At 70.7% G+C, this 14176-nt stretch carries 15 protein-coding genes and 2 tRNA genes; 10 read left to right on the forward strand and 7 right to left on the reverse strand.

Annotation, left to right across the window (positions count from 1 at the left end; all coding sequences use genetic code 11):
* Positions 1-185: 185 nt before the first annotated feature.
* Both DKT68_RS01660 and DKT68_RS01665 read left to right on the forward strand, forming a co-directional pair.
* Positions 186-1385, forward strand: a complete 1200-nt coding sequence (locus DKT68_RS01660; RefSeq protein ID WP_109815667.1) for a DUF1015 family protein — start codon at positions 186-188, stop codon at positions 1383-1385.
* 88 nt (positions 1386-1473) lie between these two features.
* Entirely contained in the window at positions 1474-1941 is a 468-nt protein-coding gene (locus DKT68_RS01665; RefSeq protein WP_109815668.1) for a ribose-5-phosphate isomerase, read from the forward strand.
* A gap of 10 nt (positions 1942-1951) precedes the next feature.
* On the opposite strand, the gene DKT68_RS01670 is transcribed toward DKT68_RS01665, so the two are convergent.
* Complete coding sequence (locus DKT68_RS01670; protein ID WP_109815669.1) at positions 1952-2293, reverse strand: hypothetical protein; 342 nt, start codon at positions 2291-2293, stop codon at positions 1952-1954.
* 138 nt (positions 2294-2431) lie between these two features.
* On the opposite strand from DKT68_RS01670, the gene DKT68_RS01675 reads away from it, so the two are divergent.
* A complete protein-coding gene (locus tag DKT68_RS01675) occupies positions 2432-2977 on the forward strand; it encodes a hypothetical protein (protein WP_109815670.1) in 546 nt (181 codons plus the stop codon).
* Between the two features lie 184 nt (positions 2978-3161).
* Here DKT68_RS01675 and DKT68_RS01680 read toward each other — a convergent pair whose 3' ends face one another.
* The 3 genes from DKT68_RS01680 to DKT68_RS01690 all read right to left on the reverse strand — a co-directional run bounded on the left by DKT68_RS01680 (position 3162) and on the right by DKT68_RS01690 (position 6525).
* Positions 3162-3428: a hypothetical protein gene (locus DKT68_RS01680; protein WP_109815671.1), complete on the reverse strand. Its 267-nt coding sequence runs from the start codon at positions 3426-3428 to the stop codon at positions 3162-3164.
* A 119-nt stretch (positions 3429-3547) separates the two neighbouring features.
* Positions 3548-5698 carry a M14 family zinc carboxypeptidase gene (locus DKT68_RS01685; protein ID WP_109815672.1) on the reverse strand — a complete coding sequence of 717 codons (2151 nt, stop codon included), beginning with the start codon at positions 5696-5698 and terminating at the stop codon, positions 3548-3550.
* A gap of 452 nt (positions 5699-6150) precedes the next feature.
* Complete coding sequence (locus DKT68_RS01690) at positions 6151-6525, reverse strand: hypothetical protein (RefSeq protein ID WP_109815673.1); 375 nt, start codon at positions 6523-6525, stop codon at positions 6151-6153.
* Between the two features lie 165 nt (positions 6526-6690).
* On the opposite strand from DKT68_RS01690, the gene DKT68_RS31320 reads away from it, so the two are divergent.
* Positions 6691-6819 (forward strand): integrase, encoded by a 129-nt coding sequence (locus tag DKT68_RS31320; RefSeq protein ID WP_201748856.1) that lies wholly within the window; start codon positions 6691-6693, stop codon positions 6817-6819.
* A 91-nt stretch (positions 6820-6910) separates the two neighbouring features.
* Here DKT68_RS31320 and DKT68_RS01695 read toward each other — a convergent pair.
* Positions 6911-6984: transfer RNA gene (locus DKT68_RS01695), tRNA-Gly, on the reverse strand.
* A 404-nt stretch (positions 6985-7388) separates the two neighbouring features.
* On the opposite strand from DKT68_RS01695, the gene DKT68_RS01705 reads away from it, so the two are divergent.
* The 5 genes from DKT68_RS01705 (at position 7389) to clpX (ending at position 11962) form a co-directional block, all read left to right on the forward strand.
* Positions 7389-7462: transfer RNA gene (locus DKT68_RS01705), tRNA-Pro, on the forward strand.
* Positions 7463-7600: 138 nt separating this feature from the next.
* Positions 7601-8947, forward strand: a complete 1347-nt coding sequence (gene tig, locus DKT68_RS01710) for a trigger factor (RefSeq protein WP_109815674.1) — start codon at positions 7601-7603, stop codon at positions 8945-8947.
* Positions 8948-9141: 194 nt separating this feature from the next.
* Positions 9142-9783, forward strand: coding sequence for an ATP-dependent Clp protease proteolytic subunit (locus tag DKT68_RS01715; protein WP_007464111.1), 642 nt, complete (start codon positions 9142-9144; stop codon positions 9781-9783).
* 10 nt (positions 9784-9793) lie between these two features.
* Positions 9794-10456, forward strand: a complete 663-nt coding sequence (locus DKT68_RS01720) for an ATP-dependent Clp protease proteolytic subunit (protein ID WP_088988028.1) — start codon at positions 9794-9796, stop codon at positions 10454-10456.
* Between the two features lie 210 nt (positions 10457-10666).
* Positions 10667-11962 carry an ATP-dependent Clp protease ATP-binding subunit ClpX gene (gene clpX, locus DKT68_RS01725; protein WP_109815675.1) on the forward strand — a complete coding sequence of 432 codons (1296 nt, stop codon included), beginning with the start codon at positions 10667-10669 and terminating at the stop codon, positions 11960-11962.
* Positions 11963-12055: 93 nt separating this feature from the next.
* On the opposite strand, the gene DKT68_RS01730 is transcribed toward clpX, so the two are convergent.
* Positions 12056-12226: a hypothetical protein gene (locus DKT68_RS01730; protein ID WP_201748857.1), complete on the reverse strand. Its 171-nt coding sequence runs from the start codon at positions 12224-12226 to the stop codon at positions 12056-12058.
* Positions 12227-12402: 176 nt separating this feature from the next.
* Between DKT68_RS01730 and DKT68_RS01735 the strand changes: the two genes are divergently transcribed.
* On the forward strand, positions 12403-13200 hold the full coding sequence (locus tag DKT68_RS01735; RefSeq protein WP_109815676.1) for a carbon-nitrogen hydrolase family protein: 798 nt from the start codon (positions 12403-12405) through the stop codon (positions 13198-13200).
* 3 nt (positions 13201-13203) lie between these two features.
* On the opposite strand, the gene DKT68_RS01740 is transcribed toward DKT68_RS01735, so the two are convergent.
* The gene (locus DKT68_RS01740) at positions 13204-13428 is read right to left on the reverse strand and encodes a hypothetical protein (protein WP_109815677.1); all 225 of its coding nucleotides are present in this window, start codon (positions 13426-13428) and stop codon (positions 13204-13206) included.
* Between the last annotated feature and the right edge of the window lie 748 nt (positions 13429-14176).

Raw genomic sequence — 14176 nt, forward strand, 5'->3', positions numbered from 1 at the left:
TTATAAGAGACAGGGCCGGCGCGGCAGCGGCGGGCCCGCCGTTGCCGTGCCGGCCGGCACCGTCGGCACAACGGCACCTCGGGCCGCGCCGGCTGAGTACTGCGCCTGGTCCCGCTCTTTTCATCTGGTGGACGCCGCGCGGGTCCCCGTCGGTGGGGGCGCCGTCGCCGGTAGCGTCAGCGGGCATGACGATCGTGCATCCGATCGCCCGGGCCTGGATCACCACCGGCGGCACCGGCGCGCAGAACTACGACGAGTTCGCCGACGACGCGGAGATCACCGCCATCATCGAGACGAACCCGCACAGTGCCCTCGGCATCGAGATGCCGCACCGGGCGCCGGAGAGCCAGGGGAAGTCCTTCCTCGACGCGCTGCCCGACGCGGTGGCCCGGCTCGCCGAGGCGAAGGCCGACGGCAGTTACACCCCCGCCGAGCAGGTGGTGGTGCTCTACCGGATCAGCGCGCCGGGCGAGGAGCCGGCGTACGGGCTGTTCGCGATGGTGGACACCGACCAGATCTCCACCCGGGCCGACGAGCCGGGCCTGGTCATCCGCAACGAGGACGTCTTCATCGCGAAGGTGCGTGAGCGGGTGGCGCTGGCCGACTCGCTCGGTCACCTGCTCTCGCCCGTACTCCTGCTCCAGACCGGGCGTGGCGACGAGCTGCACGCCGCGCTCGCGGCGGCGACCGACGCGGCCGGCGCGCCCGCCGCCACGGACACCGACCAGGCGGGGCGCACGCACGCCATCTGGCTCCTCGGCCCCGGCCCGGAGCAGGCCGAGCTGACCGCCCTCGCCGGCGGCGGCGAGTTGGTCGTCGCCGACGGCAACCACCGCAGCCTGGCCGCCCAGACCGGCGGGCTGCCGCGCTTCCTGGCGGTGGTCACCACCCCCGCGTCGGTGGCCATCCAGCCGTACAACCGGCTGGTCAGCGAGCTGACCACCACCCCGGCCGAGCTGCTGGACCGGCTGCGCGCGGCGGGCGCCGAGGTCGAGCCGATCGACGGCCCGGTCGAGGTCCCGGCGGCCGGCGGCACCGTCCACCTCCGGCTGCCTGACCAGGGGTACGCGGTACGCCTGCCCGGCACCGCCGACTCCCGCCTGGAGAACCTGGACCACGCCCTGGTCGAGCGGCTGCTGCTGCGCGACGCGCTGGGGTTGGACCCGGGCGACAAGCGGATCACCTATGTCGGCGGTGACTACCCGGCGAGCTGGCTCACCAGCGAGGTTGACGCCGGCCGGGCCGAGCTGGCGATCCTCATCGCGCCGGTGACCGTGGCGGACTTCGTCGCGGTGAACCTGGCCCGCGAGAAGATGCCCCGCAAGAGCACCTGGTTCACCCCGAAGGCGCGCGGCGGCCTGGTGGTCGCCGAACTGCCCCGCTGAGTGGCGCTCCGCACGACCGTGTGACGAACCCGGCTCGGGGACGCCGCCCCTGCGGCGTCCCCACCGGCGGCCTGACAGACTGCCCCGTATGCGCGTCTACCTGGGATCCGATCACGCCGGTTTCGAGTTGAAGGTGCACCTGGCCAACCATCTGGCCAAGCAGGGGTACGAGGTGATCGACGTCGGTCCGCACGCCTACGACCCCGACGACGACTACCCGACGTTCTGCCTGCACACCGGCGACCGGGTGGTGGCCGACGAGACCGGCCTCGGAGTGGTCATCGGCGGGTCCGGCAACGGTGAGCAGATCGCCGCGAACAAGGTCGCCGGGGTCCGGGCCGCGCTGGCCTGGAACGTCGAGACCGCTCAGCTGGCCCGCCAGCACAACGACGCGAACGTGGTCGCGGTCGGTGCCCGCCAGCACACCCTGGACGAGGCCACCGAAATCGTCGAGGCGTTCCTGAACACCCCGTTCTCCGGCAACGAGCGACACGCCCGACGGATCGCCCAGGTGACCACCTACGAACAGACCCGCGAACTGCCCATCCTGCCCTGACCCTGCTGCGTCAGCGCGGGGAGCGGGGGAGGTCCTCGCGGGGGACCCAGTTGCGGCGGACGACCACGACCCGGGCCTCCGCCTCGGCCAGGTCGTCGTCGGTGGGCCGGGCGCCGTCGCGGGCCCGCAGTGCGGCGCTCAGCCCCACCTGGGACGAGCCGGAGCCGACGAGACCGCGCAGCCCCCGCTCGCCGTCCCGCTCCTCGCCCGACGAGCCGCGACGGCGGGGCGGTGGATCCGTGCCGTCGTGCACCCCGGCCGTGCTGGCCGCCGAGCCGTCGGCCCCCCGTCCGGCCGGGTCGGGCTCGGGGTGGTGGCGCAGCCGCCGCCGTCGTCGATCCGGGTCACCCATCAGCCGACCGTACCCGTCCGCAGTGGGATTCGGCACCGTCGTGCCGGCGCCGCGTCGGACGGGCTCGGCGACCGATTTGCCGGCTGGCTACCCTCGGATCCAGGCGGCGGTGGTGTCGCCGGTCAGGGGGAGGACGAGATGGCAGACCAGACGCAGCCGTGGGCGGAGCGGACCGTGGAGGTGCCGCCGCAGGCCGGCGTCGGGGTGCCGCCGCAGCGGGACGGGTTCCGCCGGGGCGTGGCTCCGGTCGGTCAGCCGCGCACCCCGCGGACCGAGCCGTTCCCGGTCGTCGAGCAGCACCCGACCGGCACCGGCTGGCCGGACGGCCCGGAGCCGCGCCGGCCGCTGAGCTGGCGCCTGGCGCAGCTACGGCGCGGCGGCGAGTGGAGCGCGGCGGCCGGGCTCTTCGCGTTCGTGAGCTGGGGGATCTGGGCGCTCTCCGGCCAGGGTGACCTGAGCACTCCGCTCCTGGTGCTGGTGCTGAGCCTGCTGGTGGCGGTGGGCCTGTTCGCGCTGTCCCGGCTGGTCGGCCGGGTGGTGCTGGAGCGGCAGCTCGGTCGGGTCCGGCGCAGCGCACGGGGTGCGCACCTGGCGACCGCGGTCTTCCTCGTCGGCCTCGGCGTGGCCTGGCTCCAGCAGACCGAGTGGGTCGTCTCCGCCTGGAACTGGATCTCGAACAACTGATCCGGGTACGCCCGGGCGGGTCGGCCAACGCCGCCCGCCCGTGCGCCCGGTCGCGGCGCACCGCGACACCGGTCGTGTCCCCACCAGGCAAGGCCGCTGCTTACCCGGCCGGCCACGGTTCATCCGTGGCCGGCCGGTCCGGCTGGTGTGACACCCGGGACAGTTCCGTCCCGGGTGTGCGCGGTCAGTGGGTGCCGCCGTGCCCCTCGGCGTCGGCGCGCGGCGAGGCGACCCGGGCGGCCGGGTCCTCGACGCCGGGCTCGCCGCCGTCCGGGGCGACCATCCCGTCGTAGTTGTAGATCGGGCCGCCGTCGTCGTGCTGCTTGGTCGTCCGGATGTAGCGGTGCATCATGCCGTCGATCTTCAGCTCGACGAGGGCGTCGCCGCCGGTCTCGTGGGTGCTGCCGTCGCGGGGGCCACCAACCAGGTGTGCCGTGCTCTTCGTGTCCATGCAGAGCCCCTACCCGATGGCCGCGGACCGGAAACGGGCGAAATGTCGGCGCGACCTCGGGTGCCTCATCCCGGCCGGCGGTGCCGCGACCGTGGCCCGGTCGCGGCACCGCCGGAACCTCAGCCGGTGGCGGCCTGGGCGGCGGCGTAGTCGCGAGCCACCCGGACCATCTCGACCAGGCCGCCGGCGTACTCCTGGGCCTCGCCGTGTGCCTCGTCGAACGGCGGCTGGAAGCCGACGCCCTCCCACTCGCCGGTGGTCGCGTTCCAGCGGTCGTTGCCGACCTCGAAGTCCCAGGCGAAGATGCCCAGCTCGTAGTAGAGCTGGTCGGCGGAGTTGCCGGCGGCGGAGTAGAGCACGTCGGCGACCGGGCCGGTCTGCGACGGCCAGGTGACGGTGCCCCGCTCCTGCGCGATGGCGCCGACGATCCGCCGGGCGCTGTTCAGGAACAGCGTCGACTCGTCGATCGACGGCCGGGGCAGGGTGATCCGCCCATCGGCCCGGTACGCCCCCGGCGGCCACATGAAGTAGCCGCCGTACGAGTGCACGTTCATCGCGAACTTGATGTTCGGGTGCGACTCGGCCAGCGCGACGACGTTGCGGCTCTCCGCCTCGGACAGCTCCGCGGTGCCCGCGTAGCTGCCGGAGAGGCAGTTGGCGCTGGCGCCCACGTAGCCGTCGAAGTAGGACCCGACCGTGTAGTTGCGGTTGATGTCGACGCCCCACGACGTGCGGTTCTTCGGGTCGCGGGCGGGCCCGACGCAGTGGTTGACCAGGTTCTTGCGCTGGAAGTTGAAGTCGTTGAACGAGTAGTTCGCGCCGTCCGGGTTGACCGTCGGGATGACGAACACGTCGACCTGTTCCAGCAGCTCACGGGTGGCCGGGTCGGTGCGGGCGTTGGCCAGCATCCGCTCGGCGAACTCCAGCGTCACCAGCGGCGTGGCCCACTCGCGGGCGTGCTCCTGGGAGTACGCCAGCACCCCGACCCGGGAGCCGTCCCGGTGTACGCCCAGGCGCAGCGCCTGCACGGTCCACGGCCGCGCCGGCACCTCGGTGCCCTGGAGGCCGTCGTCGAGCCGGGCGGGACCGGCGACCGGCATCGGCAGCCCGGCCGAGCCGTCCTCGACGGTGGCCCGGAAGCGGTTCGGCTGGCGGGCGTTGATCGCGGCGGCGACCTCGTCGGTGGTGCTCACGGTCTTACCGGCGGTGTCGGTGGCGAGCGTGACCGTGAGGACCCGGTCGCGGTAGCTGACGGTCAGCGGCCGGTTCCGCCGGCCCGGGTCGACCGTCCGCACCTGTACGCCGTTCATGCCCTGGTCGCCGAAGCGGACCGACTCGACCACCACGGCGGCCACCGCCGGGTCACCGAGGTACGCGGCGGCGTTCCGCCGGTACCCCTGCGTCTGGTTCGGCAGGTCGATCACGTCCACCAGGTCCCGGTACTGGCGGGCCAGCCGCTTGATCCGCGCCTGGATGTCCACCGGCGTCAGGTACGCGTCGATGAAGTCCTTCTGGTAGCCCGCCGGCAGCGCCGGCGGGGCGGCGTTCGGCCAGAGCGACGGCGTGACCGCGCGGCTCACCCCGCCGAGGCTGGAGGTGGCGGTCAGCTGCACCGGCCGGCTCGGCACCGGCTGGGGGAGCGCGTAGTGGTACTGGTACTCGCCGGAGTCCTCGAACCGGGACAGCGGGAACGACCCGGTGGCCCCGTCGGCCGTACGCCAGCTGACGGTGATCTCCACGTCCGGGTCGTCGGTGGCCGTGGTGGCCAACTGGGCCTGGAGGAACGTCTGCCCACTCGTGGTCCACCAGTACGCCTGCTGCACCTGGAGGGTGTCGACGGCCGCCGCGGCGGCGGTGGTCCGCTGGCCGGAGGCCGGGGCGCGAAGGCCGGCCCTGGTGCGGGTCTGCGCGGCGCGGACGCTCTCGGCGAAGTGCCGGCTGCCGTCGCCGGCCCGCTGCACGATCTGTACGGCGGTCGCGCCCTGCGCGGTCAGGTCGGCGAGCTGGGTGCCGCTCAGCACCAGGTCGGCGAGGATCCGTCCGTCCCGGGCCCGCGGCCGGTTGGCCAGGTCGGCACCGGTGGCGACCAGGCGGTCGAGCTGAGCCTGATCGCGTAGCTGCACCCGGACCAGGGCGGTCTCGGTGGCGGCCAGTGTGATCGGGTTGGCCGGGGCGGCGGGTGCCGCGCTGCCCGGACCGGGATGGGACAGCACCGCGCTGACCAGGATCGCTGTGGTGGCGGCGGCTGTCCATCGTCGTCGGACGATCATGTGCCCTCCTGACGGACGTCGATAGTTCTGGTCCTTACACCAGTCCATAGATCGATACCTGTCAAGGGAATGATCGGTAAGTGCCGCATACGGGTGCCGCTCCGGACCGCTGGGGACGTCCAGCTCTCGGTGAACGGGTCATGGCGGGGGCCACTGGGACGGCACCGCCAATCCTCCGGCCACGAACGCGATCGCCGCCGTCTGCCAAGGCCCCCGCACGGCTTACGGCAGCGTGGGCAGCACATCCTCGTGCGGCCAGGTCTCGGCGAGCACCTTGGCCAGACGAGGATCGGAACTCTGTGCGCAGTAGGGCGTGCTTCGTGTGTGGAGCGGGCGACGGGAATCGAACCCCCACCGTCAGTTTGGAAGGACGAAGATCGTCACCGTCAAGGGTGGGCCGCACGAGGGACTCGAACCCCTAACCTTCTGATCCGTAGGGCGCCCGGCTTGTCTTACAGGCTGCGGTCGGTGCCGAACCAGAACCACAGGAGCGGTAGGGCCAGCGGTAAGAAGGTCGCCGCCAGCAGAGGTAAAAACCCGACGAACCGGACAGCCCGTAACCGACGCCACTGCCTACGATTGAAGAGCACCGCGGCGACCAGCAGCACCGTGCCCGTGACGGCGATCTCAGCGACGGCGAAGCGGGCGCCGACAGGGCCGTACGGCGCGACGACGTCGTGGCCGTTGGTCGCGCGAACGTAGTAGGTGAGGGTGTCCAAGGCGCCGATCGGCAGGATCGCGCACAGGCCGATGACCAGGTTGCCGGCCAGCCAGACCAGCACGATCCGGAGTAGGTGCGTGCGGTTGGCGGTCGCCGGCACGGTCATTGTCTGCCTCACATCTCGACAGCGTCATCCATGAGGGCCAGTTCCTGCTCAGGAGGCGGACAGCTGGCTGACCAAAACCGGTCGAGCCTACATCGATCGACTGGACTGCTCGGTCAGAGTTGCCGCACGATGGCGGTGAGCCGTTCGAAGACCCGGTAGACGCCGATGCACCGCCTGGGACACGCGACCATGCGGGCGGCCCTGATCTACCAACACGCCACCAGCGAGCGGGACCGCGAGATCGCCCAGGCGATGGACCGCCGCATCGCCGAATGTGGCCGCCGCCGGCCGTGAATGGCACGCGGATGGCACGCAAGATCCAGAGTGGGGGAGAAGCGAACGGCCCAGGTGCCGCGCTCGTGCGGTCCGCCTGGGCCTTCGTGTGTGGAGCGGGCGACGGGAATCGAACCCGCACCGTCAGTTTGGAAGACTGAAGCTCTGCCATTGAGCTACGCCCGCGTGCACCCCGCCACCGCGGGACGCAGCCGACAGCGTACCCAATCCCCGTGCCGCCCGCGCAGCCACGCCACCGCCCGCGCCGTGCAGCGCCACTCCGTGTCGTACGGCGCAGTGTCGTGCCGCGCCGTGTCGTGCCGCGCCGCGCCAGATCCGCGCAACTTCAGGGATGTAGTGGCCTCAGCGCACCGGGAGGCAGCACTTTCCCTGAACTTGCGCGGATCTTGAGGGCGGGAGGCCGGCAGCGCGCGGGAGGGCCGGGAGGCGCGGGAGGCCGGCAGCGCGCGGGAGGTCCGGGAGGTGCGGGAGGGTCCACGGGCGGATTGGGGTTTTTCGGATAACCTGTCCGGTGGGAGGTGGCCCCGGCACGTCCGGGGCGCGCCGACGGCATAGACTGCTCGTCGCCACGGGGTGTGGCGCAGCTTGGTAGCGCACTCGCTTTGGGAGCGAGGGGCCGTGGGTTCAAATCCCGCCACCCCGACTGTCGTCCGCGGCCGGGCCGCCCCGGGTGCCGCTCAGTGCGGTCCCCGGGCGATGCCGGAGCGTCAGGCCGGCTCACCTACACTCGATGGGCTGAATCACGCCCAGACTCAACTGAGATCCGTCAAGGAGTACGCCTGTGAAGAGCACCGTCGAGACTCTGAGCCCGACGCGCGTGCGGCTCGCCATCGAGGTGCCGTTCGTCGAGCTCGAGCCGAGCCTCAAGAAGGCGTACCGGGAGATCGGTTCGCAGGTCCAGGTTCCCGGCTTCCGCCGGGGCAAGGTGCCGACCGCCGTGATCGACCAGCGGGTGGGCCGGGGCACCGTCCTCAACGAGGCGGTGCAGGACGCGATCCCGGACAACATCCTCGCCGCGGTGCGCGAGCACGACCTGAAGACGCTGGGGCGTCCCGAGGTTGAGATCACCGAGTTCAACGACGGTGACTCGCTGAACTTCACCGCCGAGGTGGACGTCCGGCCGGAGATCACCCTGCCGGACGCGTCGACCATCGAGGTGACCGTCGACGAGCTGCAGATCGACGAGAGCGAGATCGACGAGCAGGTGAAGAACCTGCGGGAGCGGTTCGCCACCCTCAAGACCGTCGAGCGGGCCGCCGCCGAGGGCGACTACGTCCAGATCGACCTGAACGCGACCGTCGACGGCGAGGACGTGCCGGGCGGTCAGGCGAGCAACATCTCCCACGAGGTGGGCAGCAAGCAGCTCCTGCCGGGGCTGGACGAGGCCGTCGTCGGTCTCGCCGCCGGTGAGAGCACCACCTTCACCACCCAGCTGGTCGGCGGCGACCTCGCCGGCCGGGACGCCGAGGTGGCGGTGACCGTGCGCACGGTCAAGGAGAAGGAGCTGCCGGAGCTGAACGACGAGTTCGCCCAGATGGCGAGCGAGTTCGACACGATGGAGGAGCTCCGCGGCGACCTGCGCGGGCGGGTCACCCAGGGCAAGCAGGTGGAGCAGATCTACGCGGCCCGGGACAAGGCCCTGGCGCAGCTGGTCGAGGCCGCCGAGGTGCCGGCGCCGGAGGGTGTCGTCCGCGAGGAGGTGGCCAGCCGCAAGCAGGCGATGGTCGACCAGCTGGAGCGGATCGGCGCCTCGATGGAGGAGTACCTCGCCGCCGAGGAGAAGACCGAGGAGCAGATCGACGCCGAGCTGACCGAGGCGGCGACCGAGGGCGTCAAGGTGCAGCTCCTGCTCGACACCCTGGCTGACGCCGAGGACGTGCAGGTCTCCGACGACGAGTTCGGCCACGAGATCGTGCACCGGGCGCAGCGGGCCGGGATGGCCCCGCAGCAGTACTACGACCAGCTGATGCGCTCGGGCGCGGCCGCCGCGGTCTTCGGTGACGTGCGGCGGGGCAAGGCGCTCGCGGCCGTCATGGAGCGGATCAAGATCAAGGATTCGGCCGGTAACGAGGTCACCCTCGACGCGCTGCGCGCCGCCAACGAGGCGGAGCACAACCACGACCACTGATCGTCGGGTGCGGCCGCCGTCCGCCGCTGTGCGGTGGATGGCGGCCAAATCCTTTCCGGGGTACGCCCGGAAGCCCGCGCCGCGGGTACGCCCGACGCTGCTGCGCTGAGAGCGAACAGTGCCCCGACCGGGACTCTGCCGCCCCGCACAGCGGTTAGTGTCGGGAAAGACGGTACGGAGAGCGAAGGGCTGCCATGACCGACATGCACATCCCCAAGAAGTCGCTCCGGGCGATTGACGCGCGCGGTGGCGACTCCATTGGCAACCTCGACGACTCGGTCTACAACCGGTTGCTCAAGGAGCGCATCATCTTCCTGGGCAGTGAGGTGACCGACCAGGTCGCCAACCGCATCTGCGCGCAGCTGCTGCTGCTCGCCGCGGAGGACCCGGACCGCGACATCAACCTGTGGATCAACTCGCCGGGTGGCTCGGTCTACTCCGGCATGGCGATCTACGACACCATGCAGTTCATCGACAACGACGTGTCGACCGTGGCGATGGGCATGGCTGCCTCGATGGGTCAGCTGCTGCTCTGCGCGGGCACCAAGGGCAAGCGGTACGCCCTGCCCCACGCCCGGATCATGATGCACCAGCCGTCCGGTGGTCTGGGTGGCACGGCGTCCGACATCGCCATCCAGGCGGAGCAGATGCTCTACACGAAGCGGATGTTCCAGGAGCGGGTCGCGCACCACACCGGCCAGAGCCAGTCGCAGATCGAGGCGGACTCGGACCGGGACCGTTGGTTCACCGCCCAGGAGGCCATGGACTACGGCTTCATCGACAAGGTGATCATCGGGGCCGCTCAGGTTCCGGATGGCGCCGGGACCCTGAGCTGAGGAGCTGACGATGACCGATCTGAGCTTGCCGCCCCAGTTCGCGGCCGTGCACAACCGTTACGTGCTGCCGTCGTTCGTCGAGCGCACGTCGTACGGGGTCAAGGAGTCGAACCCGTACAACAAGCTCTTCGAGGACAGGATCATCTTCCTCGGCGTGCAGGTGGACGACGCGTCGGCCAACGACGTGATGGCCCAGCTGCTGACGCTCGAGGGCACTGACCCGGACCGCGACATCATCATGTACATCAACTCGCCGGGTGGCTCGTTCACCGCGATGACGGCGATCTACGACACCATGCAGTACGTCCGCCCGGACATCCAGACGGTCTGCCTCGGGCAGGCCGCCAGCGCGGCGGCGGTGCTGCTCTCGGCGGGCACGCCGGGCAAGCGGATGGCGCTTCCGAACTCGCGGATCATCATCCACCAGCCGGCCACCGAGGGCGGCTACGGGCAGGGCTCGGACATCGAGATCCAGGCCCGGGAGATCCTGCGGATGCGGACGCAGCTGGAGGACATGCTCTCCCGCCACTGCAACCGCCCGATCGAGCAGGTTCGCAAGGACATCGACCGTGACAAGATCATGACGGCCGAGGAGTCCAAGGAGTACGGGCTGGTCGACACGATCCTGACCAGCCGCAAGAAGGGTCTGCTGGCCGCTCAGGCCGCCAGCTGAGCAGTACCGGGTCAGGGGTTGGCCGGGGCGTTCGTTCCTGGCCGACCTCTGACACACCCGTTTTGGGGGTCGGAGAATGCCCCGCCAGCGGGTAACGTCGGGTCCGTACCGCTTCGCCGGTTCGGCCGGTGGGGTGAACGGAGCCGGACGGCGCGCAGCGTCCGCAGGTCAGGGCCGGGTTCCCGGCCGATGAGTGCAGGGAGAACGTAGGTGGCACGGATCGGTGACGGCGGCGACCTACTGAAATGCTCCTTCTGCGGTAAGTCGCAGAAGCAGGTGAAGAAGCTGATCGCGGGCCCCGGGGTCTACATCTGCGACGAGTGCATCGATCTCTGCAACGAGATCATCGAAGAGGAGCTGGCCGAGTCCGGCGAGGTGAAGTGGGAAGAGCTTCCCAAGCCGATGGAGATCTGCCAGTTCCTCGACAACTACGTGGTCGGGCAGGATCAGGCCAAGAAGGCGCTCGCCGTCGCGGTCTACAACCACTACAAGCGGATCCAGGCCGAGTCGGCCGGCGCGCCGGGCTCCGGCAGTGACGCCGTTGAGCTGGCCAAGTCCAACATCCTGCTGCTCGGTCCCACCGGGTGCGGCAAGACCCACCTGGCGCAGACGCTGGCGCGGATGTTGAACGTCCCGTTCGCCATCGCCGACGCCACCGCCTTGACCGAGGCGGGCTACGTCGGCGAGGACGTGGAGAACATCCTCCTCAAGCTGATCCAGGCCGCCGACTACGACATCAAGCGCGCCGAGACCGGCATCATCTACATCGACGAGGTCGACAAGATCGCCCGTAAGTCGGAGAACCCGTCGATCACCCGGGACGTCTCCGGCGAGGGCGTGCAGCAGGCCCTGCTCAAGATGCTGGAAGGCACGGTTGCCAACGTGCCGCCGCAGGGCGGCCGCAAGCACCCGCACCAGGAGTTCATCCAGATCGACACCACCAACGTGCTGTTCATCTGCGGTGGCGCCTTCGCCGGGCTGGATCAGATCATCGAGTCCCGCACCGGGCAGGGTGGCACCGGCTTCGGTGCCCGGCTCCGGTCGGTGTCCGATCGGTCGACCGATGACATCTTCAGCCAGGTCATGCCGGAGGACATGCTCAAGTTCGGGCTGATCCCCGAGTTCGTGGGCCGGTTGCCGGTGATCACCAACGTGCGCAGCCTGGACCGCAGCGCCCTGGTGCGGATCCTCACCGAGCCGCGCAACGCCCTGGTCCGGCAGTACCAGCGTCTCTTCGAGCTGGACGGCGTCGAGCTGGAGTTCGACGATCCGGCGCTGGAGGCGATCGCCGACCAGGCCATGCTGCGGGGCACCGGCGCCCGTGGCCTGCGGGCCATCATCGAGGAGGTCCTGCTCTCCGCGATGTACGAGGTGCCGAGCAACCCCGACGCCGCGCGGGTGCTGATCACCCGCGAGGTGGTCCTGGAGAACGTCAACCCGACCATCGTGCCGCGCGAGTTCACCGGCCGTCGGGCCCGGCGGGACCGCGAGGAGAAGTCGGCCTGATCGTTCCCGCGTCGCGCCGGCCGGTCTATTCCTGACGCGGCCGGCGCGAGCGGGTACGGCGGTCCCACTCGCCCCACAGGGTGACCACGACCATCAGCCGGGCCGGTTCGTCGGCGTCGTTGCGGTAGCCGTGCTCCCGGCCGGCGTCTCGCCGCCCCGGACGACGACCGCGCCGCTCAGCACGTCGAGCACCTCTCGGGTGCCGTGCGGGTGGGTCGGGGAGCGGTGCGCGTCCCCGGGCTGGACCGTCACGCCGGCGCTCACCGGCGCCGGCCTCCGCCGTGCCGCCGATCGCACTGGTCAGCCTGGGCGAGGGTGGCAGCCGGTGAGCCGTCCAGCGCGGCTGGTGGGCTGGCACTGACCGCCGGGGCGCTCTGCGGCGTCTCTTCCGCAGCGTCTGACGCTGCCCGTTCCGGCCGTCCGGCCGTACCCTTGGGCTCATGCGTGTCGCCGTCTGCCAGCTGAACGCCCGGGACGACCGCAAGGCCAATCTGGCCGCCGCGGAGGTCCTGCTGGAACGCGCCGCCGCCGGCGGCGCGGACCTCGCCGTCCTCCCGGAGTACGTCGACTACCTCGGTCCCGCCGCCGGGTTGCCCGAGCCCGAGCCGGTGGACGGCGAGGTGGGCAGCTTCTTCGCCGGGATCGCCCAGCGACTCGGCATCTGGGTCGTGGCCGGGTCGTTCCACGAGGCCGGCCCGGACCCGGAGCACACCTGGAACACGTCGCTGGTCTTCGACCGCTCCGGCAACCTGGCCGCCAGCTACCGCAAGATCCACCTGTACGACGTGGAGATCCCCGGCCGAGTCTCGTATCTGGAGTCGGCGAGCGTCGCCCCAGGATCCCGACCGGTGGTGGTGGACGTCGAGGGGCTCCGGGTGGGCCTGTCGATCTGTTACGACCTGCGCTTTCCAGAGCTGTACCGGCGGCTCGCCGCCGAGGGCGGCGCCCAGTTGCTGCTGGTCCCGGCGGCGTTCATGTTGCACACCGGTCGGGACCACTGGGAGGTTCTGCTGCGGGCCAGGGCGATCGAGAACCAGTGCTTCGTGGCCGCCGCCGCCCAGACCGGCGACCACGAGCCCGGGCGCACCTGTTACGGCCGCAGCATGGTGGTCGACCCGTGGGGGACCATCCTCGCCCAGTTGCCGGACGGTCCGGGCGTGTCCGTGGCCGACGTGGATCTCGACCGCCTCGCGCGAATCCGGGACGAGCTGCCCAGCCTGGCCAATCGCCGGCTCTGAGCCTCAGCCCTCGAGCAGGACGCCGAGCGCCGTGAACCCGGCGATGGCCGCGGCGGTCACCAGCAGCGCGGTGGTCATTCGGGATCGACCCCGCCGCGCGAGCCGTCCCACCGAGAGCACCAGGACGACCAGCACGACCGCGCCGATCACCACCTGCCAGAACGGCAGGAGGAGGCCGAGCAGCGCCTCCTCGGCGTGCACCGTGCCGCCGAGCCCGGACTCATCCATGCCTGACACTCTGGCACGCCGGTGCGCCTCGCGTCGCGGGCTACGCGGGGACCGGTTGGAAGCGGGCCCGGCGAGGGTGGAATCCAGGGTGGGGTCGGAGCGTTACACCTGGCGTACCGCCGTGGCTCCCCCGCCCGGCGGCGCACCTGCCGGGAACAACACCCGGTAGGTCGCGGTTACACCTAAGGACGGCCGAGCAGGCGCCGGCTCCACTGGTCGACCAACCAGTGATGAACGCTGATTTGCCTTCTCCGAGCCGTCCGCGTAACTTTCTCTCTGCACGGGGGAGGCCGGACAAACCGGCCGAGAACGGGCACCAGGCTCGTGGCGGGAACGCCGAGCGAGGCTGAGGATCGGGCGGTGCGGATCACTCCGGAGACGGGGTTGCGAACGCGAAGCCGACCGGGTAGAGTTCTGAGGCCGGCAGGAGCCGGGCGGAGAGCCGCGAAGCGGCGATCGGCCGGTCTGCGGCTTCCCACGACAGTAGCGACCGCCGGGTACGGCGTGCGTCATCGTGGATCAGGACGAACCAAGTTGATCACCTCGGACACGAGTTGACAATGAAAGTTCGGCCAAGTAGGTTTTAGCGGTTGCCCCGAGATGGGCTCCACGGTGTGGGGTTTCTGGTCGGTGTGTGGTTGTTCTTTGAGAACTCAACAGGGTGCTTGATAAGCCAGTGCCAATTATGATTTATACCCCGTGCTGGTCGGGCTTTATGTCTGGCTGGTTTGGGATTCCTTTGGCAACA

This window comes from Micromonospora acroterricola (assembly GCF_003172955.1).
GTDB lineage: Bacteria > Actinomycetota > Actinomycetes > Mycobacteriales > Micromonosporaceae > Micromonospora > Micromonospora acroterricola.